This is a genomic window from Streptomyces sp. NPDC001914, assembly GCF_042891215.1.
In the GTDB taxonomy this organism is placed as follows: Bacteria; Actinomycetota; Actinomycetes; order Streptomycetales; family Streptomycetaceae; genus Streptomyces.
In genome coordinates this window covers 150,898-174,938 of record NZ_JBIASW010000001.1, presented here as the reverse complement: position 1 = coordinate 174,938, position 24,041 = coordinate 150,898, and the positions used below count along the sequence as shown (strand labels likewise).

The 24,041-nt window shown below is 75.0% G+C and carries 21 protein-coding genes; 5 read left to right on the top strand and 16 right to left on the bottom strand.

Going from position 1 to position 24,041, the window contains the following annotated elements:
* Nucleotides 1-43 precede the first annotated feature (43 nt).
* Nucleotides 44-328 (top strand): Dabb family protein, encoded by a 285-nt coding sequence (locus ACFYYF_RS00845; protein ID WP_388769870.1) that lies wholly within the window; start codon nt 44-46, stop codon nt 326-328.
* A gap of 78 nt (nt 329-406) precedes the next feature.
* Here ACFYYF_RS00845 and ACFYYF_RS00840 read toward each other — a convergent pair whose 3' ends face one another.
* The 5 genes from ACFYYF_RS00840 to ACFYYF_RS00820 are packed head-to-tail and all read right to left on the bottom strand — an operon-like array spanning nt 407 to nt 7,328.
* Nucleotides 407-1,873 (bottom strand): aldehyde dehydrogenase family protein, encoded by a 1,467-nt coding sequence (locus ACFYYF_RS00840; RefSeq protein WP_388769868.1) that lies wholly within the window; start codon nt 1,871-1,873, stop codon nt 407-409.
* On the bottom strand, nt 1,870-3,150 hold the full coding sequence (locus tag ACFYYF_RS00835; protein WP_388769866.1) for an FAD-dependent oxidoreductase: 1,281 nt from the start codon (nt 3,148-3,150) through the stop codon (nt 1,870-1,872). The genes ACFYYF_RS00840 and ACFYYF_RS00835 overlap by 4 nt, the downstream gene beginning before the upstream one ends.
* A complete protein-coding gene (locus ACFYYF_RS00830) occupies nt 3,147-4,634 on the bottom strand; it encodes an aldehyde dehydrogenase family protein (protein ID WP_388769864.1) in 1,488 nt (495 codons plus the stop codon). Before ACFYYF_RS00830 ends, ACFYYF_RS00835 begins: the two co-directional genes overlap by 4 nt.
* Nucleotides 4,631-5,914, bottom strand: coding sequence for an acyl-CoA dehydrogenase family protein (locus ACFYYF_RS00825; protein WP_388769862.1), 1,284 nt, complete (start codon nt 5,912-5,914; stop codon nt 4,631-4,633). The genes ACFYYF_RS00830 and ACFYYF_RS00825 overlap by 4 nt, the downstream gene beginning before the upstream one ends.
* A gap of 13 nt (nt 5,915-5,927) precedes the next feature.
* Nucleotides 5,928-7,328 carry a flavin reductase gene (locus tag ACFYYF_RS00820; RefSeq protein ID WP_388769860.1) on the bottom strand — a complete coding sequence of 467 codons (1,401 nt, stop codon included), beginning with the start codon at nt 7,326-7,328 and terminating at the stop codon, nt 5,928-5,930.
* A gap of 199 nt (nt 7,329-7,527) precedes the next feature.
* Between ACFYYF_RS00820 and ACFYYF_RS00815 the strand changes: the two genes are divergently transcribed.
* Nucleotides 7,528-8,316 carry an IclR family transcriptional regulator gene (locus ACFYYF_RS00815; protein ID WP_361690968.1) on the top strand — a complete coding sequence of 263 codons (789 nt, stop codon included), beginning with the start codon at nt 7,528-7,530 and terminating at the stop codon, nt 8,314-8,316.
* A gap of 43 nt (nt 8,317-8,359) precedes the next feature.
* Here ACFYYF_RS00815 and ACFYYF_RS00810 read toward each other — a convergent pair whose 3' ends face one another.
* Nucleotides 8,360-9,055 (bottom strand): hypothetical protein, encoded by a 696-nt coding sequence (locus ACFYYF_RS00810; protein WP_388769858.1) that lies wholly within the window; start codon nt 9,053-9,055, stop codon nt 8,360-8,362.
* Nucleotides 9,056-9,057: 2 nt separating this feature from the next.
* Nucleotides 9,058-10,035 (bottom strand): hydroxymethylglutaryl-CoA lyase, encoded by a 978-nt coding sequence (locus tag ACFYYF_RS00805; protein ID WP_388769856.1) that lies wholly within the window; start codon nt 10,033-10,035, stop codon nt 9,058-9,060.
* A gap of 64 nt (nt 10,036-10,099) precedes the next feature.
* On the opposite strand from ACFYYF_RS00805, the gene ACFYYF_RS00800 reads away from it, so the two are divergent.
* The gene (locus ACFYYF_RS00800) at nt 10,100-11,293 is read left to right on the top strand and encodes a CaiB/BaiF CoA transferase family protein (protein WP_388769854.1); all 1,194 of its coding nucleotides are present in this window, start codon (nt 10,100-10,102) and stop codon (nt 11,291-11,293) included.
* 1 nt (nt 11,294) lies between these two features.
* Nucleotides 11,295-11,933: an isochorismatase family protein gene (locus ACFYYF_RS00795; RefSeq protein WP_388769852.1), complete on the top strand. Its 639-nt coding sequence runs from the start codon at nt 11,295-11,297 to the stop codon at nt 11,931-11,933.
* A gap of 125 nt (nt 11,934-12,058) precedes the next feature.
* On the opposite strand, the gene ACFYYF_RS00790 is transcribed toward ACFYYF_RS00795, so the two are convergent.
* The 6 genes from ACFYYF_RS00790 to ACFYYF_RS00765 form a co-directional block, all read right to left on the bottom strand.
* Nucleotides 12,059-12,736, bottom strand: coding sequence for a neocarzinostatin apoprotein domain-containing protein (locus ACFYYF_RS00790; protein ID WP_388769850.1), 678 nt, complete (start codon nt 12,734-12,736; stop codon nt 12,059-12,061).
* Nucleotides 12,720-13,391 (bottom strand): neocarzinostatin apoprotein domain-containing protein, encoded by a 672-nt coding sequence (locus ACFYYF_RS00785; protein ID WP_388769848.1) that lies wholly within the window; start codon nt 13,389-13,391, stop codon nt 12,720-12,722. Before ACFYYF_RS00785 ends, ACFYYF_RS00790 begins: the two co-directional genes overlap by 17 nt.
* 8 nt (nt 13,392-13,399) lie before the next feature.
* Nucleotides 13,400-15,313 carry a hypothetical protein gene (locus ACFYYF_RS00780; RefSeq protein WP_388769846.1) on the bottom strand — a complete coding sequence of 638 codons (1,914 nt, stop codon included), beginning with the start codon at nt 15,311-15,313 and terminating at the stop codon, nt 13,400-13,402.
* A complete protein-coding gene (locus tag ACFYYF_RS00775; protein WP_388769844.1) occupies nt 15,313-16,380 on the bottom strand; it encodes a hypothetical protein in 1,068 nt (355 codons plus the stop codon). Before ACFYYF_RS00775 ends, ACFYYF_RS00780 begins: the two co-directional genes overlap by 1 nt.
* A complete protein-coding gene (locus tag ACFYYF_RS00770) occupies nt 16,377-17,420 on the bottom strand; it encodes a DUF916 domain-containing protein (protein ID WP_388769842.1) in 1,044 nt (347 codons plus the stop codon). Before ACFYYF_RS00770 ends, ACFYYF_RS00775 begins: the two co-directional genes overlap by 4 nt.
* 71 nt (nt 17,421-17,491) lie before the next feature.
* Nucleotides 17,492-19,102: a hypothetical protein gene (locus ACFYYF_RS00765; RefSeq protein WP_388769840.1), complete on the bottom strand. Its 1,611-nt coding sequence runs from the start codon at nt 19,100-19,102 to the stop codon at nt 17,492-17,494.
* Between the two features lie 314 nt (nt 19,103-19,416).
* Here ACFYYF_RS00765 and ACFYYF_RS00760 point away from each other — a divergent pair, with 314 nt between their 5' ends.
* A complete protein-coding gene (locus tag ACFYYF_RS00760; protein WP_388769838.1) occupies nt 19,417-20,307 on the top strand; it encodes an HpcH/HpaI aldolase/citrate lyase family protein in 891 nt (296 codons plus the stop codon).
* A 99-nt stretch (nt 20,308-20,406) separates the two neighbouring features.
* Here ACFYYF_RS00760 and ACFYYF_RS00755 read toward each other — a convergent pair whose 3' ends face one another.
* Genes ACFYYF_RS00755 through ACFYYF_RS00745 form a run of 3 tightly spaced genes read right to left on the bottom strand, consistent with a single transcriptional unit; the run spans nt 20,407 to nt 23,995 of the window.
* Complete coding sequence (locus tag ACFYYF_RS00755; protein WP_388769836.1) at nt 20,407-21,879, bottom strand: MmgE/PrpD family protein; 1,473 nt, start codon at nt 21,877-21,879, stop codon at nt 20,407-20,409.
* The gene (locus tag ACFYYF_RS00750) at nt 21,876-22,733 is read right to left on the bottom strand and encodes a cyclase family protein (protein WP_388769834.1); all 858 of its coding nucleotides are present in this window, start codon (nt 22,731-22,733) and stop codon (nt 21,876-21,878) included. Before ACFYYF_RS00750 ends, ACFYYF_RS00755 begins: the two co-directional genes overlap by 4 nt.
* A 41-nt stretch (nt 22,734-22,774) precedes the next feature.
* Nucleotides 22,775-23,995, bottom strand: coding sequence for a CaiB/BaiF CoA transferase family protein (locus ACFYYF_RS00745; protein ID WP_388769832.1), 1,221 nt, complete (start codon nt 23,993-23,995; stop codon nt 22,775-22,777).
* Between the last annotated feature and the right edge of the window lie 46 nt (nt 23,996-24,041).

The following is a 24,041-nucleotide window of genomic DNA, read 5'->3' as shown; positions in this document are numbered from 1 at the left end:
CCGCGACAGGGGGAGTGCGTCATCGAGCGAAGGAGCAAGTGCCGTGCTGGTGCACGTCGTTGTGATGCGCTTCACCGATCCCGCCCACGCCCCTCAGGCCGCCGAGCGGCTGCGGGCGCTGGTCGGCGCGGTTCCGCAGATCCGGTCCCTGGACGTCGGTCTGGACACCACCGGCTCCGAACACTCCTACGACCTCGTCCTCACCACGCGCCACACGGATCCGGCCGAACTCGCCGCCTACCAGAGCCATCCCGCCCATCTGGAGCTGGCCGCCTGGCTGGTCCCCCGGCTGGCCCACAGGGCGGTCGTCGATCACCTGGAGTCCTGACCGGCCGGCCCCCGGCCCGTTCGCGGGCGCACCCGGACGTCGGGGCCAGGTCCTCGGGTGCCCGGCGCACCGCCCGGCTCAGCCCGGCGGGTACGCCCCCGGGGCCATGCCCGGCCCGCCCCGGCGGAAGGCGGCCGGAGCGTGCGTGAGCACCGGCTGGACGTACTCCGCCAGCCCCTCGGCCCCGTACTCCCGGCCGTGTCCACTGTGCTTGACCCCGCCGAAGGCCGCTCGCAGCGCCATACCCGTCCGGTTGTGGGTGTTGACGAAGCGGAAGCCCGCGTCGAGCCGGGCCGCCAGCGCGAAGGCCCGTTCCTCGTCCGCGCTCCACACCGACGCCGCCAGACCGTACGGCCCGGCGTTGACCCGCTCCACCAGCTCGTCCTCGTCCGCGTAACCCAGCACCGGCAGCGCCGGCCCGAACTGCTCCTCCCGTACGAGCGGTGCGTCCTCCCGCAGCCCCAGCAGCAGCGTCGGCCGGACGAAGTGCCCGGCGGCCAGGTCCGTCCCGGACCCCACGGTGCCCAGCTCGACGGCGGTGCCCCCGCGCGCCCGGGCGTCGGCGACCAGCGCGCGCACCCGGTCCGCGGCCTGCGCCGAGATCACCGGCCCGACCGTGGTCCCGGGGTCCAACGGGTCCCCGAGCCGCAGCACGCGTGCCGCCGCCGCCACGTACCGCTCCAGGAAGGAGTCGAGCCGGGCCCGCGGCACGTAGACGCGCTTGGCCGCCATGCACACCTGACCGGCCGTCGCGAAACTCGCCAGCACCAGCCGGTCCAGGTCCGCGTCCGCGAGGACGGCGTCGTCCAGCAGGACGGCCGCGTCGTTGCCGCCCAGCTCCAGCGTGGTCGGCGTCAGCGCTTCCGCGGCGGCCGCACCCAGCGCCCGTCCCGCGACCGTCCCGCCCGTGAACGACAGCTTGCCCACACCCGGATGGCCCGCCAGACCCAGCGCGGTCCCGGCGTGCCCGTGGCACACCCGCAGCACATCCGGCGGGAGTTCACGCGCCGCCCCTGCCAGGAACTCCGAGACGGCCAGCGGTGCCAGCGGCGACGGCTTGACGACGACCGCGTTGCCCGCGGCGAGGGCGGGGGCCAGCTTGACGGCGGTCAGGACCACCGGCGCGTTCCACGGAGTCAGCGCGGCGACCACCCCGTACGGCCGCAGCCGTCGCTCCAGCCGGCCCGCCGCGTCGTCGACCGTGCGCCGCGACAGCAGCGCCGGGGCGCGCTCGGCGTACCAGCGCAGCACCGCGCAGGCGTATCCCAGCTCGCCGCGGCAGTCGGCCAGCGGCTTGCCCGACTCCCGCGCCAGCAGCACCGCCAGATCGCCGTCGCCGGCCTCCAGACCGTCGGCGATCCGGGTCAGCGCCGTCGCCCGGTCCGTGTCCGGTGTGCGGGCCCAGCCGGGCGCCGCCGCGGCGGCGGCCGCCACGGCGGCGTCCACCTCCGCGCCGCTGTGCGCCCGTACGGTCCCCACCGGCCGGGCCGTGCGGGCCGGGTTCTCCACGGTGATCTCGGCGGCCTCGAGCGGCGGCGCCGTCACCGCGGCCACCCCGCCCCGCGCAGCGAGTCGATCATCGAGCTGCGCAGCAGGGAGCGCCGCGCCGCCACCGGATCCGCGGCCGTCGCCCGCAACTCGGCCACCAGGGCGGCCCGTTGTGCCGGATCCCGGGCGCGCAGCCGTTCCCAGTCGGCGTGTGTCTCGGCCCCCACGTAGTCGAGTGCGCAGGCGCGGCGCTCCTCGGCGCGGGCGGTCAGTTCACCGTCGGTTCCCTCGCCCGTGAGCAGGTCCGCCAGGGCGCCGCCGAGCAGCACGGCGTCGTGGATGCCGCTGTTCATGCCCATGCCGCCCAGGGGGTTGTTCACGTGCGCGGCGTCCCCGCAGAGCAGCACGCGGCCACTGCGGAAGGTCCCGGCCACCCTCTGGTGAACCCGGTACAGGCCGGCGTGTGCGACGGCCGGCCCGCCGCGGCGCGCCGTGAGCGCCCGCAGCCGGCCGGGCAGCCGGGCCAGTTCGCCGCGGTCGGAGGTGTCGTCCGGGGTGGGCAGCAGCACCCGCCAGTGGTCGGGGGTGCGCAGCAGCACCATCCACTCGTCCGGGTCCAGGACATAGGCGATGGGCGCCAGATCCGGCAGCACGGCCCGAAGGTCCTCGTCCAGCGAGGCGACGAGGAACCGCTCCGGGTAGGTCATCCCGTGGAACTCCGCACCCACCGAGCGCCGTACCGCCGAGTGGGCTCCGTCGGCGCCCACCAGCCAGGCGCCGCGCACCCGGCCGCCGTCGGCGAGCACCGCGTGGACGCCCCGCGCATTCCGCTCGACGCCGGCCACGGCCGCCCCGAAGCGGATGTCCGTGCCCGGCAGACGGCCGAGAGCGTCCAGCAGCAGCGGCGTCAGCTTGTTCTGCTCGCACTGGAGCCGGAACGGGTAGGGGGTGTCCCCGTCCAGCAGCGACAGGTCCAAGGTGGCGACCGGCCCGGTGCGGCGGTCGCGGAACTGGAAGGAGTCGGCGCGCAGCCCGCGCGCCAGGAGCGCGTCCACGACGCCCAGTTCGGCCAGCATCTCCAGGGTGGGCGGATGGAAGGTGGAGGCACGGGACTCCGCCGCCAGCTCCGTCCCCGCCTCCAGCACGGTCACGGGCACGCCCCGGCGGGCCAGCACCAGAGCGGCGGTCAGTCCCACCGGCCCCGCCCCGGCCACGACGACGCGCACATCCCGGTCCCCGTCGCCCGGTCCCGCACCGACCGTCGCGGCCGTTTCCGCTCGGGCCTCCGTGACCGTCGCGGCCTCGCCCGCCGCCATCGGTTCCGGCGCGCTCATGGGGTCGGCTCCACGCCCGTGACCCGGGAGCCGGTGAAGTGCAGCAGTGTCTCGGCGCTGCCCTCGTCGACCAGGCCGGAGGCGCCCCAGGCCGGGCGAGGCGTGTCCAGGTGCAGGCTCATCACGGAGGAGCCGTTCACCTTCACCTCCCCAGCGGCGATACGAGCCGCCACCCGCAGCCCGTCGTCGGGGTCCGCGGAGCACACGTACCCTTCCAGGCCGTAGCCGGTGGAGTTGGCCAGGTGCAGCGCCTCCTCCTCCCGCTCGTAGGTGTGTACGGCGGCCACCGGGCCGAACATCTCCCGCCGGGTGGCCTCCTCGGGTGCCCCGGTGACCAGCAGCGGGGCGAAGTGGCCGCCGCGCGCGGGCACGTCGGTCCAGGCGTGCGCCTTGGCCCCGGCCGAGGTCAGCTCCCGTACGCGCGCCGTCAGGGCGGCGTGGTGGCGCGAGTGCGCGAGGGGACCGAAGCCGGTACCCGGGGCCAGCGGGCCGCCCGCCCGCAGCGCGGCCAGCTCGCGGCCGGCGGCGTCCAGCACCTCCGGAGCCAGGTCGGCCGGCAGGATCAGCCGGCCCAGCGCCCGGCACCACTGGCCGTTCAGCGCCGTCAGCAGTTCGGCCGCCATCCGGCCCGCGGTCGCCGGATCGGCGCCGGGCAGGACCAACAGCGGGTTGTTGCCGCCCAGTTCGAGCTGGACCGGCTTGAGGGCCCTGCCGCAGACCGCGCCGATCTCGCGGCCCGCCTCCGTCCCGCCGGTGAAGGACACCACCCGTACGCGCTCGTCGGCCACCAGCCGGGCTCCGACCCTCGCGTCCCCGTGCACCAGTTGCAGAACGGCCGACGGCGCCCCCGCCGCCGTCAGCCCGCGCATCGCGGCTTCCACCGTCAACTGGGTTCCGTACGGCGCCATTTCCGGCGCCTTCACGATGACCGGGCAGCCCGCGGCGAGCGCACTGGCCGCTTTGTGCGCGGCCATCGGCGCCGGGGCGTTGTACGGCACCACGCACAGGGCGGGCCCGAGTGCCGCGCGCCGTACGAGCACCGGGTGGCCGCCTCGGCCGGTGACCGTGCGCCGCAGCAGTCCGGAGCGCAGCTGGGCCGCCGCGATGTGGAAGGCGCCGGTGAGGATGACGCCGAGGCCGCGCGTCTGGGCCAGCGGGACGCCGGTGGCGAACGCCTCCGCCGCCACGATGCGCGGCACGGCTTCCTCGATCGCTGCGGCCGCGCTCTCCAGGGCCCGGGCCCGCTCCTCGTCCGGCACGTCGCACCAGGCGGCCGTGGCGTGCAGCGCGGCCGCTTCCGCGAGCGCCGCCTCGATCCGTCCGGCGGAACTGCCCAGGGCGGGGCGGACCGTCTCGCCGGTGTCGGGGTCCTCCAGGTCGAAGCCGAGGGGCACCGCGCAGGGCTGCCACGCACCCCCGGCGAGGTCGGCGGTGTCCGGCAGGTCCGCCGGCAGGCGGTCGGCGGGGTCGGTCGGCGGGGTCACCGGTTTTCCCCCAGGGTCGCGAACAGCGCGTTCTCCTGGGCCTCGGTGGCGATCCGCGCGGCCTCCAGGCGGCCCCGCTCGGCGGGGAAGGTCATCACGAGCCCCATCGCCAGGTCCCGCAGCGTACGGCCGATGAGACCGTCCAGCCGCGCCTCGGAGGTTCCCGACGCCTTGAGGGCGCCCAGGGCGACGGCGAAGCACGCCTCGGTGACGGCGCCCTTGCCCAGCCGCCACTGGCTGAACACCTCCGGTTTGGGTCTGATCGGCGGCTCGGAGGTCTCCAGTTCGAGCTGGCGCCGCAGCCACTGGTAGGCGGTCTCCAGGTTCTGCGTCATGTCCCCGATGATGACCTGGTGCATGGGGGAGGAGGCGATCGGCCGACCGCTGTCCGCGAAGGTCTTGGTCGTCAGCAGCTCCAGCGTGTAGTCGTACACGGCCCGCGCGGCGCCCGTGTAGACGGCGGCGATCGCGAGCTGGTTGCCGACGAAACTGCCGCGGCTGACCTGGAGCATGCGCGTGAAGGCGCCCGGCACGGCCAGCGCGTCCCGGTCGGCGACGAAGACCTCGTCGAGCCGGATGCCGTGGTTGGCGCTGCCGCGCATGCCGAGCCCGTTCCACGGCGGCCGGGACGTCACTCCGGGGGTGTCGCGCGGGACGAGGAACATGGCAAGCCCCTCGGCGGTGTCGGTCTTCTCCAGCCGGGCGGTGACCAGGTACAGGTCGGCCACGCCGGTCGCGCAGCCGAACGACTTCTCCCCGGACAGGACCCAGCCGCCCTCGGCGCGTGAGGCGGTGGTGGCGATGGAGATGTTCGCGCCGGAGCTCTTGACCGACTCACTGGCGAAGTTGGCGAGCCAGGAGCCGGCTCCCATCGTGGTCAGCACCCGCTCGGCGAAGGCGGTGACCACCGGTGTCTCCTCCGGCGTGAACAGGCCCGCGCGGATGGCCTCCAGCGGCAGCAGGCCTCGCGAGGCGCTGGTGTGATGGAAGAAGAAGGCGAGCGCCGTGGAGGGGCAGGCGGTGCCCATGGCGTACGTGGCCGCCGCGAGGTCGCGCAGACCACCGCCCAGCCCCCCGTACTCCTCGGGCACGACGAGTCCGAGCAGTCCGGCCTTGCGCAGCAGCGCGGTGTGGCCCACCGGGAAGGCGGCCTGTGAGTCGGCGTCGGCGGCGGCCTCCCGCAGGCTGGGCAGGACGGATTCGACGCGCTCGGCGCGGGCCCGCTCGGCCGGCGTCATACGGTCCAGAAGCTGCGCGCCCGTGAGCTGAGGCGTGGTCATCAGGTGTCTCTCCTCAATGGAGTTCGGGGGCGCGGGAGGCCGTGGCCGGCAGTGGGGAGCGGACGGCGGCGGGTTCGGGCTCGGGGGCGGGTTCGGGCACGGGAGCCGGAGAGGAAGCGGGTGCGGGAGCCGGGAAGGAGGTGGGCGCGGCGGGCGGTTGAGGGTGCGGGACGTGGGTCCCGGTGTGCAGGGCGCGCAGGGCGGCGCTGTCCAGGGGCGTGGCGACGCCCATGCGCGAGCACAGCAGGACGAGTCGCTCGGTGGCCAGTGCCCCGCCGTGGCCGCCGAGCGTGGTCTCGAAGCAGCGGATTCCGCTCTTCATGCCGGTCAGGGCGTTGACCAGGCCGAGTCCGTGGTGGTCGCGCAGGGCCAGGCGCAGCGGCACGGCCCCGGCCTCGGGCCCGGCGTCCTGGAGCAGCCGGCGCAGCGCGAGGGGTGAGGTGCCGTCCGCCTCGTCGGGACCGTCCGCGGGCTCTTCCAGGACGATCTCCCCGCATCCGACGGCGGCCAGTTGCCGCACGGTCAGCAGGCAGGCCCGGGCCTGCCCCGGGCGCAGTGCGTCGCGTATCCGGGCCACCACCAGTGTGTCAGGGTGTCCGGCGTCGCGTAACGCCTGGACCACGCGGGCGGCGCCCGTGCCGTCGCCGTCCGCCGCCACGGTGAACTCGACGGCGGGGGAGCCGGCCGCCGCCGCGGCGACGGCGGCCGCCCCGTCGGTGACGTGGGCCGAGGAACAGCCGAGTCCGTCGGCCCCGGCTCCGGCCGCGCCCGCGGGCGCCGCCAGGCGCACCCGCACGCCCGCCAGCCGCAGCGCCCGGCCCGCACGCGCGGTGTACGGCGCCGCCGCTCCGGCCGGGCCGGTGTCGGCCAGGCCGGTGTCGGCCAGGTCCACCCGGTCGGGCAGCGGGTCCGCCAACTGCCCCCAGGACCGGGAGTGGAAGAGCAGGGGGGAGGTGATGCGGGGTACGCCCGCGGCGACGACCTCGCCCAGGAAGATGGTGTGGTCCCCGCCGGGATACCGCTGGATCACGCGGCAGTCCACCCAGGCGGCCGAGTCGGTCAGGAGGGGACTGCCGGTGGCGCCGGGGATCCAGTCGCCCGCCGCGAAGCGGTCGGTGACCTCGGGCTCCATCCCCGCGAACCTGCGCCCGAGGGCGAGGTGGTCGCGGCCCAGGACGTTGACGGCGAAGACACCGTTGCGCGCGAGCAGATCGTGTGAGCGGATCGTCCGGTCCAGGCAGACCAGGACCAGGGGTGGTGCGAGGCTGACGCTGCTGAACGAACTCGCCGTCATGCCGTGCCATCCGTCGTCACCGGCTGTGGTGACGATTCCCACGCCGCTGGGCCAACGGGACAGCACCTGACGGAAGGTTGTTTCGTCGACGACTGCGGTCATCGAACCCCCGCTCGTCATGTTTCCTCTAGTGAAACGAAGTTTCTCCAAAGGTAAGGACCCGCGCGCGGGACTGTCAATGAAGCCGCCGCCCGCCAAGCCACTGTTTCCCATGGGGAAATCGACGTTATGCTGTCGGCACGGCGGGGAGAACGGGCGCGGGCCCATCCCGCCGGGGCCCCGATCCCGGGCCCCCAGACCGTCGCGCAGAAGGGCAGCCGTGACCGAGGAGACGAGCAGTAGCCGGTCCGTCGCAGCCGTCGAGCGCGCCATGGACGTGCTGTTGATGTTCGGCCGCAGCGGCCGCCCGGACCTCGGCGTCACCGAGATCGCCCAGGGACTCGGCATCACCAAGGCCGCCGTGCACCGCATCCTGACGGCACTGCGCAACCGCGACCTGATCATCGCGGACCCCGTCACCCGCCGCTACGCACTGGGTCCCGCCGCCATCTCGCTCGGCCGCGCCTACCTGGCCCGCACCGACCTGCGGGTGCTCGCCGCCCCCGAACTGCGTCAGCTCGCCGCCGAGTGCGGCGAGACCGCCACCCTCTCCATCCGCCGCGGGGACACCCGGCTCTACGTGGACCAGGTCGTCCCCGACCAGGAACTGCGGATGGAGGTGGCCCTCGGGATCCCGCTGCCCCTGCACGCCGGCAGCTCCTCCAAGGCGTTCCTCGCCTTCCTGTCCGACGCCGAGATCGACACCTATCTCGAACGCCACGCCCTGGACGCGATCACCGACCGGACCATCACGGAACCCGAGCGCCTGCGCAAGGAGTTGTCCGCCGTCAGGCGCCGCGGCTACGCCATGTCGGTCGGGGAGCGCCAGATCGGCTCCGCCTCGCTCGCCGCACCGGTCTTCGGATACGACGGTCACGTCATCGCGGTGGTGAGCCTGGCCGGTCCCCAGGCCCGCTTCAAGCCGCGCCTGGCCGAATGCGCCCCGGTGCTGCTGGCCAGTACGGCACGGCTCTCGGCGGAGTTCGGATACCGACCCGGCGTCAACTGACCTCATCCGCAAGGGGGTCCGCCCCTCGGCCCCGGTCCCCGGATCAGAGATCGGCGCCGGGTTTGAACACCCCGAGCGCCGCCGCCGCGAGGACGCACGCCCAGATCCCCACCACGTACGGGACGCAGCCGTTGACCGCCCGCCGCATCGCCCGCTCCACCCCGGGGCTGCTCCCCGAGCCCGCCAGCTCGCCGAACGCGGCCCCGAACGGCCGCAGCTTCAGCCGGATTCCCAGCCCGCAGGCGATCGCCGTCGCGTACAGCAGTACCTTGCCCCCCAGCCAGCGGGGGTCGGTGTCCACCCCGAACGGTTCGGCCGCCACCAGGGTGTAGATCCCGACGCCCCACAGCGCGGCCGTCAGCAGTATGCGCAGTGTCCAGTCCGTCCGGCGTATCCACCGGTGCCGGCCGGGCCGGCGGTGCTCACGGACCGTCAGCCACAGCCAGAACGCGGCGAACAGCCAAGTCGCCCCGGCGGACCAGTCGTTGAGCAGGTGCCCCGCCCCGTGCGGATCCAGCGCCATCAGCGTGACCCCGCTCGGCAGGATCAGCACCAGGCAGATCTTCGGGCCGAGGTCCAGCACGCTCATGATCGACAGGGCGGTCGAGCGGGCGGCGAACGGCAGGTCCGGCTTCAGCACGTACCTGCTGGAGACGTAGACGCCGAGGTCGCCGCCCAGCCAGAAGACGAACAGCAGCAGATGGAGCAGGATCCAGGCCCCGTGCGGGTGCGCTCCCACCGTCACTCCTCTCCCCGCCGCGAGGCGGGCATTCCGGCTCTGGCTCCGGCTCCGGGGAAAGGGCCCGCCCGGCCCAGCAGGGCGGGGGTCTCGATGCCGAGTACGCCGCCCAGCCAGGTCCCGGTGGCGGCGGCCGCCTCCAGGTCGATGCCCGGGTCCAGGCCCATCCGGCGCAGCAGGTACACCAGGTCCTCGGTCGCGATGTTGCCGGTGGCCGCCGGGGCGAAGGGGCAGCCCCCGATACCGCCGAGCGAGGAGTCCAGCCACGCGGCACCGGCAGCACTCGCCGCGACCGCGTTCGCGTAGCCGGTGTTGCGTGTGTTGTGGAAGTGGCAGCGCGGCACCACTCCGGGCGCCAATTCCCTTACCGCCGTCAGCAGTCGGGTGACCGCATCGGGCGCGGCCACGCCGATGGTGTCGGCGAGCACGATCTCCTCGGCCCCCGACTCCGCGCCGATCCTGGCCAGTTCGGCCACGGCCGCCTCGGGGGTCTCCCCTTCGAAGGGGCAGCCGAACGCCGCCGCGATCGTCAGTGAGCGCCCGATCCCCTCCGCGTGGGCGCGGGCGGCGATGGCCTCCCACGCGGCCAGCGCCTCGCGCGTGCTCACGCCCTGGTTGCGGCGGGAGAACGTATCGCTCGCCACCACCACGTAGTTGACCTCGTCCACGCCGCTCGCGCTCGCCCGCTCCATGCCGCGGGCGTTGAGCACCAGGCTGCTGTAGCGCACGCCGCCGGTGCGCTCGACCCGCGCCATCACCTCCTCCGCGCCCGCCATCTGCGGCACGCGGCCGGGATGGACGAACGCCACCGCCTCCACCCGCCGCGCGCCGGCCGCCACGGCCCGGGCGATCAGGTCGGCGCGCCGTGCCGGAGACAGGGCGCGCGCCTCGTTCTGCAGCCCGTCACGCGGGGCCACTTCCACCACGCCGGGCCCGGACGCCGGGGAGCCGACCACGCGTTGGTCCAGGGAATCGTCCATGCGCCGCATTCTGCCGCGATGATTCCTCTAGCGAAACAGCGTTTCCCAAACTTACACTCGCGACATGAGTGGACCCCTCTCCGACATCCGTGTCATCGAGACCGGCACCCTGCTCGCCGGCCCCTTCTGCGGCCAGTTGCTCGGCGACCACGGCGCCGAGGTCATCAAGATCGAGGACCCCGGCCGCGGCGACCCCATGCGCCAGTGGGGGCGCGAGCGGCCCTACGGCAAGTCCCTCTGGTGGCCCGTCGTCGCCCGCAACAAGAAGTCCGTCACCTGCAACCTGCGCCGCGAGGAGGGCCAGGAGCTGGTCCGCCGTCTCGTCGTCCGGGCCGACGTCCTCGTGGAGAACTTCCGCCCCGGCACTCTGGAGCGCTGGGGCCTCGGCTTCGAGGAACTGCGCGCGCTCAACCCCGGCCTGGTCATGGTCCGGGTCACCGGCTACGGGCAGAACGGCCCCTACGCACCCCGTGCCGGCTTCGGCTCCATCGGCGAGGCCATGGGCGGCATCCGCCACATCACCGGCGAACCGGACCGGCCCCCGTCCCGTACCGGTGTCTCCCTGGGCGACGCCCTCGCCGGCACCATGGCCGCGTACGGCGCCGTCATGGCCCTGCACGCCCGCACGCGCACCGGCGCCGGCCAGGTCGTCGACTCCGCCCTGTACGAGGCGGTCCTCGCCTACATGGAATCCCTGCTGCCGGAATGGGAAGTGGGCGGCTACCGGCGCGAGCGCACCGGGCCCGTCCTGCCCAACGTCGCGCCCAGCAACGTCTATCCGACCGCCGACGGCGCGGCCGTCCTCATCGCGGCCAACCAGGACACCGTCTTCCGCCGTCTCGCCGAGGTCATGGACCGCACCGACCTCGCCGACGACCCCAAGTACGCCACGCACACCGCGCGCGGAGCCCACCAGGGCGAGCTCGACGACCTCATCAGCGCCTGGACCGCGAGCCACGACGCGCACACGCTGCTCGGCGCCCTGCACACCGCCGGCGTACCGGCCGGCAAGACCTTCACCGCCGCCGACATGCTCACCGACCCGCACTTCGCCGCCCGCGAGGCCATCGTGCGCCTCCCGCACCCGGACTTCGGCGAGATCCCCATGCAGAACGTCGTCCCCAAGCTCTCCGCGACTCCCGGAGCCGTCCGCTGGGCCGGCCCCGGACTCGGCGCGCACAACGACGAGATCTACGGCGACCTCCTCGGCCTCAGCCGCGCTGAACGGGAGAAACTCACCGCGGACGGAGTGATCTGACATGGCCGGCACCCCCTTGGCCGATGACTACGAGGCCGCCGGATTCGGCCGCCGTATCGGCTGGGGCGAACACCCCGCCGTCCTCCTCGTCGACCCCGTCCAGGCCTACGCCGCCCCCGACAGCCGTCTCCACCTCCGCACCGCAGAGGCGGCTCTGCACGCGATGGCCCGGCTGGCCCGCGCCGCCCGCCGCTCCCAGTTCCCCGTCCTGTTCACGGCCGTCCGCTACGACGCCGAACCGGGCGCCGAAGCCCCCCACTTCGCTCGCAAGGTGCCCGGTCTCGACGCGTTTCGCGCGGGCGGCCCGCACGCCGCCTTCACCGAGCTCTGCCTGCCCGAGCCGGACGAGGTCGTCATCCACAAGCACTATCCGAGCGGCTTCTTCGAGACGCCGCTGCGCGGAGTCATGACGGCCCTCGGGGTGGACACCGTCGTCATCGGCGGGTTCTCCACCAGCGGCTGCGTCCGGGCCACGGCCCTGGACGCCCTCCAGAACGGGCTGCGCCCCATGGTCGTCCGCGAGGCCGTCGCCGACCGGGACGCCGGCACCCACGAGGGCAACCTCTTCGACCTCGACTCCAAGTACGCCGACGTCGTCGACCTCGCCGCCGCCTGCCACCGCCTGGGGGAGCCGCAGTAGACCGCCCCAGAACCCCTGGCGGCCACCGCCGTTGTCCCGCGGCCATCGCCGTTGCCCCGCGGGCAGCGGCGCCCGGCGAGCCCGCCGCCACCCGCGTACGGGGGGTGACCGTACTCCGTAGCCGCTCAGTCGCGGGGGCGCCTGCGCAGCAGCACCAGCGAGCAGCCGCCGAACAGGAGCAGCGTGCCGCCCAGGAGGGAGGCCACCGGCAGGCCGTCGGTGGAACCGGTCCGGGGCAACGAGCCCTCGCTGCCGCCCGTGCTTGTGCTTCCGCCGCCGGTGGTGGCTGTTCCTCCGCCGCCCGTTGTGGCCGTGGCCGAGTCCGAGGGCCGCGGGCTGCTCGTGCCCTGGCCGCCCGCGCTTACGGTCAGCGGTACTTCCACCAGTTCGCTCGTGGCGGAGATCGACACGGCGATGACGCAGTTCCCCGCCTTGGCCGTGCAATCCGCCCCGGCCGCCTTCGCCTTGACGGTGATCTGGGCGGTGGTCGCGTTGCTCGCGGCGCTGTGCCACACCCCGGAGCTGTCGGTCTTGCCGATGACCGCGGACTCGGGCGAGGTGTCGCAGTCCGTCGGACCGGCCGGCTTCGGCTTGCACAGCCCGATCGGTACGAACCCCTGACTCGGGCTCAGCCCTTTCGCCGACACCGTCACCTTGTCGCCCACGGCGAGTCCGGTCGACTTGCTGACGGTCAGCGTCCCGCCGGACGCGGCTGACGCGGCGGCCGGGACGGCAACGGGGGCCGCCAGGACCAGTGCCGTGGCCAGCCCGCCCACGTAGCGGTTTCTACGAAGCGATGTCATGGGTTCCTCCAGAGTCGGCGGGGGACAGCGGGGGCCTCGCCGGTGCCGTTCCCCGGCGGCCCCGGACGAGGGAGTGGACGCCGAGGAGCAGAGAGACGCCGGCCACGCCGAGGGACAGCGCCCACAGGAGAGTGGACGGTCCGCTCCAGTCGTCGTGTGCCGTGCCCGGAGCGGCCACGGCGGCGTCCGGACGGGCCCGGCCGGTACCGGACGCCTCCCCGGGGACCGTGCCGCCCGTGAAGCCGACCGCGACCTGCACGCTGTTCGCGGCGATCAGCGAGGCCGGGGTCCCGGAGGGCAGCGGTGCGACACCGATCACGCACGGCGCCGTACGGCAGTCGATGCCCGCGAAGCGCGCGTGCACGGTGAGGGTGACCCGGGGGAGCCTGCCGTCGGAGCCGATGGTCACCAGGCGGGCGCCGCCGCCGAGGTCGCAGTCCTTGTTGTCGGCGTAGTCCTTCTTGCACATGCCGACCGCGACGGACGTCAGCCCCGCGCGGAAGCCGGTTCCGTCGACGGTGATCCGCCTGCCCTCGGTCAGGTCCGTCGCCGCGGACACCCGGACGGTGGCCCCGCCCGCGGTGGGATCCGCCGCCCCGGTCAGAGCGAGTACTGCTGAGGCGGCGAGGGCCGCCCGGCCGGCCCGCCTCGTCATGGAGGTCCTCACGGCGTGCCCTTTCCGTTCCGTCGCAGGAGGGTTGCTTGGGGGCAGCCGCCGGACGTGGGAAGTACGAGGGGACGTGGCGCGGGCACGGCCTGGCCCGCGGGGGCGGCGACGAGTACCGCCGTCCCCCGATCGGCTATGTGGCGCAGGACGGCCGTGACGGCGGGATCCGCCGCGAGCGGTCCGCAGCCGGGCCCGGTCAGATCCAGCAGGAGCAGGGTCGGCTGTACGACGAGAGCCTGGGCCAGTCCGAGGACGCACCGCTCGTCGGGACCGAGCCGGGCCCAGGCGTCCGCGCCCTTGGTCTTGAGGAACGGGAAGGCCGCGAGGGTGCTTTCCGTCAGTTCCGCGGCCCGCTCGTGACCGAGGTGCGCCACGGCGGCGGCGACGGCGTCCGCCACCGACACGGCCGGATGCCTCCGGTGCAGGGCGCCCGCCCGGCCCGCGTCCGCCGGATCGATGAAGACCGACAGCCGCAGATCCCACCGCCCCCGCTCGCCGACACGGGAGACGTCGTGGCCGCGCAGCCGCCAACTCCCCGCTTCGGCCCGGCGGAGCCCGCCGAGGACGGCCAGGACGGCCCCCGTGCGGCGGCCGGGCAGCGTGTCGGTCAGGTAGGCGACCTCCCCGGCCTCCACCGCCAGCCCGAGCCGTCGCACGGGAGGCTCCCCGGGCGCGCGCACCCGGAGGCCGCGCACGCACAGCGGAACGGGCCCGGCTCCGTCGGTGTGCTGAGCGGCCCCGCCGGCGTGCGAGGCCGCTCCGCCCGTACGGCCGTCGGCACAGTCCTCTGCCGGACTCCCGGCGCCGTCCACGGCGATGACGGCCTCAGACGGACGGGAGGTCGCATCACGCCTGTCGCTGATGAGGAGCAGGGCACCGGTCGTCGCCAGCGCGGGGGCCAGACCGATCGCGACCAGCGTGTCCGGGCCGGTCACCAGACGGCCGGACAGGGCGATCGCGGTCATGGCCGCCGCCCCGCCCAGCAGCGCGGCCACGGCGGCGCCGGTGTCCGGCCGTCCGGGCGACGGGGCGCGTGCCGCCGCCGCGGCGCCGCAGGCGAGGGCGGTCGCCAGCGCCACAGTGAGCTGCCACGGCCGGGCGGCGCCGGCACACGCCGAGACCGCCGCCGTGAGCCCGGCCGCGAACAGCGCCGTACGCGGGCCGGCGCCGGCGCCCGGCCGGCGTCCGCCGATCACGGCGAGGCCGCAGATCAGAGCCCCCGCCGACAGTGCGGCCCAGGCGAACGGCCGGACGCCCGCGCCCCCCAGAAGCTCCCAGCGGAAGACGACCAGACTCTGCACGGCGAACAGCACGCCGAACACCGCCGCGCCCGTCGCGGCCGCCGTCCACCGGGGCGGGGCCGCGTATCCGCCGCCACCCTCCGGGGCGTCCTGCCTCCGGCAGGACGGCACCAGCAGCAGCGCCGCGAGCCCGCACCCGAGCGCGCAGGCGGCGTCGGGGCGCTCCGCGAGCAACGCGGTCGCGCCGCCCGCCGCGGCCGTCCCCGCCAGGCAGGCCGCATGCCAGGAAAGCTCCGGCCGGTAGAGGCCGAGGGAGCCGCCCGTGAGCGCCGCGGCCAGTATCAGCAGTCCCGCGAAGACCGTCGGGGAGCCGAACAGCGGGGCGGTGCCCGCCAGCAGACAGACCGCCACCGCCCGCCGGGCCGCGGCCGTCCCCCCTGCTGCACGACCCCGCCACCGCAGCACCGCTCCGACCGCCCCGGCCAGCAGCAGGCCCGTCGGCAGCAGGTAGCGGACGGCCTCGCCGGGCATCCCGACGGGCCCGCCCAGGAGGGGGGCGGAGACGAGGTACACCCCGCCGCCGAGCCCGGTCGCCGCGCCCGCGCACAGGTCGGGGCGCGGCCGGATCAGCGCGGAGGTGAAGGATGCGAAGGAGACGAAGGAGGCCATCACCGCTCCTCGTTCAGAGGTGACATCCGCAGGGTCTCGGCCAGTGCCCGCAGTTCGCCCGCGTCCACGAGCGCGGCCTCCCCCGTCATCGCCCGGATCACCGCACGGGTACTGACGAGGCCCGGACGCGCACTGTCCGCGGCCCCGGCCGCGAGGACGTCCGTCAGCTCGTCCACCGCGAAGAACGCCGGCAGTTCCGCCGCGACCGCGGCCCGCCGGGCCCGAAGCCGTTCGGCGCCCCGGCGCACCAGGACCGAGGCGGTGAAGACGGTCAGCAGGACGGCGAGGAAGGCCAGTCCGAGCAGCCCCCACGGGTAGAGGTCGGTGGTGACGGAGAACTCGGCCGGCCCGTACCGCCCGCCCACCGAGTAGCGCCCGAACGCCGCCGCGGGAAGCCGTACGGGAATCCGGTACGTCCGCTGCGCGTGCGCCGGAAGCTCCGCTGTCAGCGGCTTGCCCACCGGGAGGTCGGCGTTCGCGCCTGGTCCCCAGGTCACGATCAGCGGTGCCCGCCCGAGCGGCCGGTCACCGGGATTGCGCAGGGTCACGGTCAGGGTGCGGTGGGCGGGAGCGCCGAACAGTTCGCCGAACCGCGGCCCGCCGGACAGCGCCGTCGCGATCACGTCGACCCGCACGGCGGGCGCCGGGGTGGCCGCCGACGGCCCGTCGGGCGCTCCGGCCACGGTCAGCGGGGTCTGGGCCCGCTTCCCGCCCTGCGCCGCCACCGCCCGCAGGACACAGGGACAGGCGGTGGGCGGCGCCCCCGCGATCAGCGTCAGACGGAAGGTGCCGTCCGCCGCGACCAGGGCCACCGCGGCGCGCAGCGTGTCGCAGTCGGCGCTGCCGCGCAGCGCACCGCCGCCGCAGATCTCGACCTGGACGGTGGACCCCGGCGCCCAGCCCGTCCCCGCGGCCTTGACCGGTCGGCCGGGGGTGGCCGGCGTCTCGGCCACGGTGACCGTCGGCCCGCGTTCGGCGGCCGCCGCGGAAGCGCCCGCGCCGCCCGCGACCGGCAGGACCGATACGGCCAGCAACAGGACCACGGAGCATGCCTGACGCATCGTCATGAGCGTTCTCCGGCAAGGGATCCGATGCCGCCCGGCCGCCTGCGCCGGAGGCGGTCCAGTGCGACCGCGAGGAGGGTGAGCGTCCCGGCCACGGCGCCGATCGTGGGCCACGACACGACGACCCGGCCGCTCTCCGCGGACGTCCCGGGCAGGCCGGGCGCGGTGACGTGAACGGAGGCCGTGAGGTAGTCCAGGCCGGGGGCGTCCGGCCAGTCGGCGGTGATGTCGGCCCTCTGCCCCGGCAGCAGCAGGGGGAGGGTGCGGTCGGGGAAGTGCCGGTGCCGCCATCCGAACAGCCCCCTGACGTCGGGTGAGACGGTGGGTTGCAGGGCGGCGTTGCCCGTGTTGACGACCGTGTAGGTGAGGGTGGCGCGGGCCCCGCCGAAGGGGGTTCCCGCCGCGTGGTGACGTACGCGGACCGAGCGGACGGCGAGACCGGGGGTGAGCGGCCCCGCCACGGTCAGCTGGATCCGGACGGCGATGGCCCGCTGGATGCCCACGTCCACACCCGATGTCTCGCCCGCCTGCTCGACGGCGTTGTTGAGGGCGACGATCCCGCCGACGTGGCTGCCGGGGGCGGCGTCGGCGGGCACGCTCAGGGTGAAGGGGATGTCGGCGGCCCGGCGGGGCGGGATGACCAGGGCGTTCGTGCGGAGGGTCAGCCAGCCGCCCAGCCCGGTCTGGGCCTCGCCGGCCTGGCGGTAGGCGAGGGCGCCGTCGCGCGGGGTGTTGTAGGCGTCCGAGCCGTAGACCTGGAAGGAGATCGGCGTGTCGGACAGGTTGCTGACGCGGACCGCGTCCTTGACCACCACGCCGGGGGCGGAGTCTATGACGAAGGCGGTCCGGTCGGCGGTCCCGGCCGGGCGCACCGACCATGAGCTGTCGCCGCCGCCGGTGCCGCCCGCGGCGAGTGGCTCCGCGGCGGCGGGCGTCGAGCCCGTGGACAGGGCGGTCAGCAGGACGGCGAGCAGCAGGGCCGCCGTGGAGCGGGCTGTTCTCGGGGCCCGCCCGGGCGGGCGGCGACTGCGCGAAGGTGTCATGGTTCCGCTCTTGCCGGGGCCGGCGGCGCTCCCACGGGCGCGCCGCCGGCACACTGCCGTGAGGGGGAGGGTCAGGACAGGGTCAGTCGCAGCACGGCCGCGTACTCGCCGCTCTGCACGATCTCCGGGACGTGCAGGTTCAGCGCCGCGCCCGCGTCGAAGCGGCCGCCGGTGACGGAGGCCGGGTCGGTGCTCGCCGCCTGCGTGCACAGGGCGACCGCTGTGGTGGAGCTGAGCGGCCCCGCACTGCCCGGGACGATGGTGGAGGCCGCGGCCGCTCCGGGGTGGACCTCGCACCGCGGGGTCCACGACAGCCGGGAGGCGGGGATCGCGGCTCCGGCGGAGTTGCGGAAGTCGGTGACGGTGCCGACCAGTGACCAGCCCTCGGTGGTGCCGCGGAAGTCCTTGACCTCCAGGGCGCGCAGGCTGCCGGTGGAGTCGTGCGCGGTGCCGTCCACGGTGACGGGGGAGAGGACCACTTCGCCCGGCTCCGCCGACATGGTGAGCGCGCCGCCGCTGACGACCACCTTCAGCGTCTGGTCGGAGCCGCCGCCGTTGGCGCTGCCGGACCACGGGGTCTCGGCGGTGTCCCCGCCGTCCTTCTCCTTCGCCACGATCTTCACGGCTCCAACGGCCGGCACGAGCGTGGCGGTGAAGTTGCCCCGCGCGTCGACCGGCGCGGTCGGGCCCGCCCCGCCGACGGGCTTGCCGTCCTTGTCGAGGGCGGTGACGTCGACCTCGTCGCCGGGGTCGAAGCCGGTGCCGGTGACGGTGGCGCTCGTCCCCGGTCCGCCGCCGTCCGGCGTGAGCTGGAGCGTACGGGTGCCCAGGACGCCGAGCACGAGAGAGGCGGACTCGGACCCTTGGGTGATCTTCAACCGGTGCGGCCCGGGAGCGGCGCCCGCTCCGAGTGTCACCGTGCCGGTCAGCTTTCCACCGGCGCCGACGCGCAGCTCGGGGGTGAGGTCGGCGCCGGAGCATCCGGTGCCCGCCAGGGAGCACAGCTCGACCGCGCCGACCGGGGCGGCGGTGTCCCAGCCCGTTCCGGTCAGGGTGACGACGTCCCCGGGGCGTGCCCCCGTGGTGTCCGAGGCCGGACGCCCCGAGATGCCGGTGACGGCGGCGGCGGTGCCGCCGGTCGCCGGGGTGACGGTCATGGTGTGCAGGACGGGGGCCGTTCCCTGAAGGGTGCAGCCGAGGGACAGGCCGTAGCTCGGGATGTCCAGGGTCAGCTGATCGGGCGTCAGTGTCACCGTGCCGGGCTGCGCCACGGTGAGCTTGCCGGTCAGGTCGGGTATGGGAATCTCGCCCTTGGCGGGGATCGCGGGATTCGAGGCCGGGGCGCTGAGCGTGAGCGGTGCCTGCCCGGAGACGAGGATCTTCGCCGAGGGGACGACGCTGGCCGCCGGCAGTGCGACGGGGCCGTTGGCCGGCCCCTTCCCGTCGAGGCTGAGCTTGACGTCCACGCTCGCGCCGGCGGCCGCGGTGTCCGGCGCGGTGAGGGTGGCGGTGGTCGTGAAGACCGAGTGGGAGGAGCTGAAGACGCAGTCGTAGGTGACGGAGGCGGTGCCCGCGTAGGCGGGCGATCCGGTGAGGACCGACGAGCCTGCCGCGGCCACCACGAGGGCGGCGAGCGTGGCACCGCCCCGGGTCCGGGAGGTTCTGGCGGGTCTAGGGTGCATGGGCCGAGGGTTCCTCTCGAAGGGAGCCATGAGTTTCCCTGGATGGAACTTTGTTTCGTTGCGCTCCATAGAGCCGCCACGCGCTCGGCATGTCAAGGGCCGGGACACCCGCCCGGGTAAAAGCTGCGTTTCCGGGATACGCGAGCGGAACGAAACGTCGGATCCCCCAGCGAAACGCATTCATTGACCGGGGCCGCCCGCGCTCCTAGGGTTGGTCCGTCGCCCGACTCCCCTGCGCGGCAGCCCTGTTGCCGTCTCCGCGCACCGGGCGCGCACCGGTCCGTACCCCACCCAGCGCATCGGAGCGCCGCGCCATGACCGCGATCCACACCTTCCCTATGCCCCGCTCCTACCTCTACGTCCCCGGTGACCGCCCCGAGATGCTGGGCAAGGCCCGCACTCGGGGCGCCGACGCCCTGATCGTCGATCTGGAGGACGCCGTCCCCGCCGCGGGCAAGGACCGGGCCCTGGCCCTCGTACGCGACTGGCTGGCCGAGGCGGTCCCTTCCCGGACGCCGCAGATCTGGATACGGGTCAACCCCGGGGAACGGGGCCGCGCGGAGAGCGCCCTGCTCGCCGGGCCTGCCGTGACCGGCTTCTGCCTCGCCAAGTGCTCCGGCGCCGAGGAAGTCGCCGCCCAGGACGCCGCCTTGACCGCTGCCGAGGAACGTCTCGGGCTGGCGCCGGGCGGCATCGCTCTCGCCCCCTTGCTGGAGACCGCCGCGGCGGTGCTCGACGTACGGTCGATCGCGCGGGCGCCCCGGGTGCGCCACCTGCATCTCGGCGAGACCGACCTGTGCGCCGAACTGGGCATCACCGCACCGGACGCACCCGACGGGCCGGGCGGCACGGCCCTCACCGCCATCCGGACCGGCGTCCTTCTCGCCTCGGCCGCCGCCGGACTGCTGCCGCCGGTCGGCCCCGTCAGCACCGACTTCACCGACCTCGACGCGCTCGCCCGCGGCACCCGGGCCCTGCGCGACCTCGGCTACCGCGCACGCGCCTGCGTCCACCCGCGTCAACTGGCCGTCGTACACGCCGCTTTCACCCCCGCTCCGGAAGAAGTCGCCGCCGCCCAGGCCCTGCTGGACCGCTTCGCCGAGGGGACTCGGGACGGCTTCGGGGTCGTCACCGGTCCCGACGGCCGCATGATCGACGAGGCGGTCGTACGGGCCGCACGCCGGCTCCTCGCCATCCCCCGATGACCCCGGGCCCACCGCTCGCGGGACGAGCTCGCGGCGGCTGTCGGGCACCCTGAACTCGGAGCTCCGCGAGGCCCTTTGGGATGGCCGACGACCCACGGGTCAGCCGGTCCGTGTCAACGCCAGCAGTTCCCTGACCGCGCCGCGCGGCGCCGCCTCCAGCGCCTCCACCGCGGCGACCACGTCACCGGCTCGGACCGCTCCCAGCACGGGCGCCGCGTTCAGCCGGAACTTCCCCGCCAACTGCTCGCGCGACAGCGGCGCACCGGGCCCGCCCAGCGACCCGGCGACCCGCGTCCGCCTCACCCGGCCCTCGTGCGTGCGGACCAGCAGGACCGCGCTGAAGGCGTGCGGGAACTCCGCGTCGCACTGCGCGTCGGCCACCACCTCCACCCGCTCCGCCAGCGCGAGCCGCCGCGGATCGGTGAACGCCGCCGGGGAGAAATCCGCGTGCCCCAGCCCCGGACCGGCTGCCCCGCCCGCATCGCCCGCCGCCGACATCAAAGCCGCCGCGACCGTGTACGGGCCGGAGAACTTCGCGTGATACGGCGTACGGGGCCGCACCTTCTCCGCGTGCGGCTCGCCGATGGTGCGCCGGGGCGCGGCGGCCACCCCGAGCTGCGCGCTCCGCACCTCCTCGGCCCGGAGCCCCGCCCGGCGCAGGGCGAGCGCGCAGTCGATCCCGGGGTGGGTGAAGTGGTTGGACGGGTACGGCTTGAACACGGTCCGCGCGTACTGCCAGTTGCCGGGAGTCCCCATGTCCTCCAGGCCGGCCAGGAGCGGCTCCGCCGTCCACCGCTCGCCCAGGAACGCCGTCAGAAAGCCGAAGCGGCCTTCCAGCACGGTCGGCGGCCCGGTGACCCCGCCCGCCGCGAACTGCGCCGCGCACACTCCCGAGTGGGCCGCCCAGCCGCAGTGCAGGCGCTTGACGCTGCCGCCGGTACGGTTCGCCTCGATCACCCCCGCGCCCATCGAGCAGGCGATGCCGATGGCGTGCGCCAGCCCGTCCGCGCTCAGCCCGTACAGCAGGCCGGCGGCCACGGCGGCGCCGACGGTCCCGCAGATCGAGGTGGCGTGCAGGCCCTTGTCGAAGAACACCGAGTTGCGCAGCTCCGGGTCGTACGAGGCCATGCCGAGGCGGCAGCACACCTCCCCGCCCGCCGCCAGAGCGGTCAGCAGCTCGGCCCCGCCGGCCTTGGTGGCCTCGGCGGCGGCGAGCGCCGCGGGCAGCACGGCGGCCGTGGGGTGCAGCACGGACGGCAGGTGTGTGTCGTCGAAGTCGAGGGCGTGCGCGAGCGTGCCGTTGACCAGGGCGGCCCGGTCGGCCGGCAGCATCGCCCCGCTGCCCACGGCGGTGGCCTCCCCGGTCCCGCCGGCCGCACCGGCCATCGACAGCGCGGCCGCCTGCGGCGAGGGACCGACGACCTCACCGGTGTGCGCGCCGAGCGCCCCCAGGCTGTTGCCGAGGCAGTCCAGCGTCCGCGCCGCCGCGTCCGCCGCGATCTCCCGGGGTATCCCGTCGGCCCGGCAGTTCGCCGCGAACGCCGCGAGCCGCGCCGCGTGTCCCTCGCTCATGCCCGCTCCTCGCGGTCGTGGCCGGTCAGGACGGCGAGCGGGCGGACGGGGGAGCCGGTCGCGCCGACCACCGGCAGCGGTGCCAGCATCAGCAGGAAGTCCGCCCGCCCCCGGTGCGCGGTGGCCTCGGCCAGCTCGGTGAGCCGCATCGTCTCCACGATGTGGATGCCCGCCTCCACCAAGAGCTGCCGGTGCACGGGCAGTTCGGCGTGCCCCCGGCCCGGGGGTATGTGCTCGTAGGCGATGGTCTCCGCGCCGGTCACCCGCACTCCCCGCTCCGCGATCCAGGCCCCGGCCGCGGGACCCGGTCCGGGCGCCCCGCCCTCCTGGCCGGTGAAGACCCCCGGGTCCGCCCAGAGCCGGGACCACCCGGTCGCCAGCAGCAGTGCCTCGCCCGCCGTGACGTCCACGCCGGCGGCGTCCCGGGCCTTCTCCAGGTCGGCGACGGTGATCTCGTACCCCGCGGGCAGGACCGGGACTCCGTGGACGGCGGCGACGTCCAGGAGGACCGCCCGGCCCACGTACGGCGGGAACTCCTCGATGCCGTGCCGGGAGAAGCCCTCGTGACTCTGGACGGAGCCGGCCGGGACGTCCCCGTGCAGCAGCCCGCGCTGCGAGACGTGCGCGAGGGCGTCGACGTGGGTGCCGACATGGCCGCCGGTGACGATGAGTTCGTTGGCCGCCGATCCGCCGTCGGCGCGTACATGGTCGCCGTGGCGGCGCTCCAGCAGCATCCGGAAGGAAGGGTGGTTGGGCGACTGCGGCATGCCCCGGCGCATCGGCTGCGCGAGGTCGAGCACCGGGGCGCCTGCCAGCGGTGACGGCCCGTCGCCGTACCCGTGAACGCGGTTCATGGTGCCTCCAGAAGAAGGGGGGTGATGACGGAGGGCGGGGCTCAGATCGTGCGTTCCGCGGCGAGCGCGTCCAGCTCGTGCCGTGACAGGCCCAGCCGCTCGCCGAGGACCGCACGGGTGTCGCTGCCGTGCGGGCGGCCCGTCCACCGGATCGCGCCGGGTGTCGCGGACAGCCGGAAGAGGACGTTCTGCATCCGCAGCGGCCCCAGCACCGGATCGTCCACCGTCGTCAGCGAGTCCAGGGCCCGGTACTGCGGGTCCTCGAAGATGTCCGCGATCCCGTAGACGGGGGATATCGCGGCCTCGGCCTCCTCGAAGGCGGCGATCACCGCGCTCTGGTCGCGGGCCGCGATCCACGCGCCGACGTGGGCGTCGAGCAGGTCCGCGTGCGCGGCGCGCCCGGCACCCCCCGCGAACCAGGGCTCGGCGGTCACCTCCGGGTGCCCGACCAGCTTCATGACCCGCTCGGCGACGGACTGCGCCGAGGTGCTGACGGCCACCCACGCGCCGTCCCGGGTGGGGTAGATGTTGCGCGGGGAGTTGTTCACCGACCGGTTGCCCGTGCGCGGCGGCACGGTGCCGAGCTGGTCGTAGGCGGTGGGCTGCGGGCCGAGCAGGGTCAGCAGCGGTTCGATGATCGCCAGGTCGACGACCTGGCCGGGCCCGCCGTGCACGTCGCGGTGGTAGAGCGCGGTCTGTACGGCCGAGGCGGCGACCAGCGCGGCCACCCCGTCGGCCAGCCCGAACGGCGGCAGCGTCGGCGGGCCGTCCGGCTCGCCGGTCAGCGCCGCGAAGCCGCTCATGGACTCGGCGAGCGTGCCGAAGCCGGGTCTGCGGGCGTAGGGGCCGAACTGGCCGAAGCCGGTGACGCGGGCGATGACCAGCCGGGGGTTGGCGCGGTGCAGTTCCCCGGGGCCGAGCCCCCAGCGCTCCAGGGTCCCCGGCCGGAAGTTCTCGATCAGCACGTCCGCCTGCGCGGCGAGGCGGAGCAGCAGCCCGGCGCCGGCCGGGCGGCTCAGGTCCAGGGTGACGGCGTGCTTGTTGCGGCCGAGCATCTTCCACCACAACCCCTCGCCGTCCTTGGCCGGTCCGTGGGTACGCGCCGGGTCCGGCCGGACGGGATGCTCGACCTTGACGACGTCGGCGCCGTAGTCGCCCAGCACCGTCGCGGCCAGCGGTCCGGCGAACAGGGTGGCGCAGTCCAGGACGGTGACCCCGCTCAGCGGTGCCGGCGGGTCGGTGCGGGCGCGTGCGGTCTCCACCAAGGGCTCACCTTCTCGGAGCACGGCTCTCAGAACACGGCCGATG

What these genes read in the sequence shown, in the direction of transcription:
- ACFYYF_RS00765 (WP_388769840.1), bottom strand. Translation starts at nt 19,102, where the DNA reads ATGCACCCTAGACCCGCCAGAACCTCCCGGACCCGGGGCGGTGCCACG.
- ACFYYF_RS00775 (WP_388769844.1), bottom strand. Translation starts at nt 16,380, where the DNA reads ATGACGATGCGTCAGGCATGCTCCGTGGTCCTGTTGCTGGCCGTATCG.
- ACFYYF_RS00770 (WP_388769842.1), bottom strand. Translation starts at nt 17,420, where the DNA reads ATGACACCTTCGCGCAGTCGCCGCCCGCCCGGGCGGGCCCCGAGAACA.
- ACFYYF_RS00785 (WP_388769848.1), bottom strand. Translation starts at nt 13,391, where the DNA reads ATGACGAGGCGGGCCGGCCGGGCGGCCCTCGCCGCCTCAGCAGTACTC.
- ACFYYF_RS00825 (WP_388769862.1), bottom strand. Translation starts at nt 5,914, where the DNA reads ATGACCACGCCTCAGCTCACGGGCGCGCAGCTTCTGGACCGTATGACG.
- ACFYYF_RS00780 (WP_388769846.1), bottom strand. Translation starts at nt 15,313, where the DNA reads ATGGCCTCCTTCGTCTCCTTCGCATCCTTCACCTCCGCGCTGATCCGG.
- ACFYYF_RS00750 (WP_388769834.1), bottom strand. Translation starts at nt 22,733, where the DNA reads ATGAACCGCGTTCACGGGTACGGCGACGGGCCGTCACCGCTGGCAGGC.
- ACFYYF_RS00820 (WP_388769860.1), bottom strand. Translation starts at nt 7,328, where the DNA reads ATGACGAGCGGGGGTTCGATGACCGCAGTCGTCGACGAAACAACCTTC.
- ACFYYF_RS00755 (WP_388769836.1), bottom strand. Translation starts at nt 21,879, where the DNA reads ATGAGCGAGGGACACGCGGCGCGGCTCGCGGCGTTCGCGGCGAACTGC.
- ACFYYF_RS00795 (WP_388769852.1), top strand. Translation starts at nt 11,295, where the DNA reads ATGGCCGGCACCCCCTTGGCCGATGACTACGAGGCCGCCGGATTCGGC.
- ACFYYF_RS00805 (WP_388769856.1), bottom strand. Translation starts at nt 10,035, where the DNA reads ATGGACGATTCCCTGGACCAACGCGTGGTCGGCTCCCCGGCGTCCGGG.
- ACFYYF_RS00800 (WP_388769854.1), top strand. Translation starts at nt 10,100, where the DNA reads ATGAGTGGACCCCTCTCCGACATCCGTGTCATCGAGACCGGCACCCTG.
- ACFYYF_RS00760 (WP_388769838.1), top strand. Translation starts at nt 19,417, where the DNA reads ATGACCGCGATCCACACCTTCCCTATGCCCCGCTCCTACCTCTACGTC.
- ACFYYF_RS00790 (WP_388769850.1), bottom strand. Translation starts at nt 12,736, where the DNA reads ATGACATCGCTTCGTAGAAACCGCTACGTGGGCGGGCTGGCCACGGCA.
- ACFYYF_RS00835 (WP_388769866.1), bottom strand. Translation starts at nt 3,150, where the DNA reads ATGAGCGCGCCGGAACCGATGGCGGCGGGCGAGGCCGCGACGGTCACG.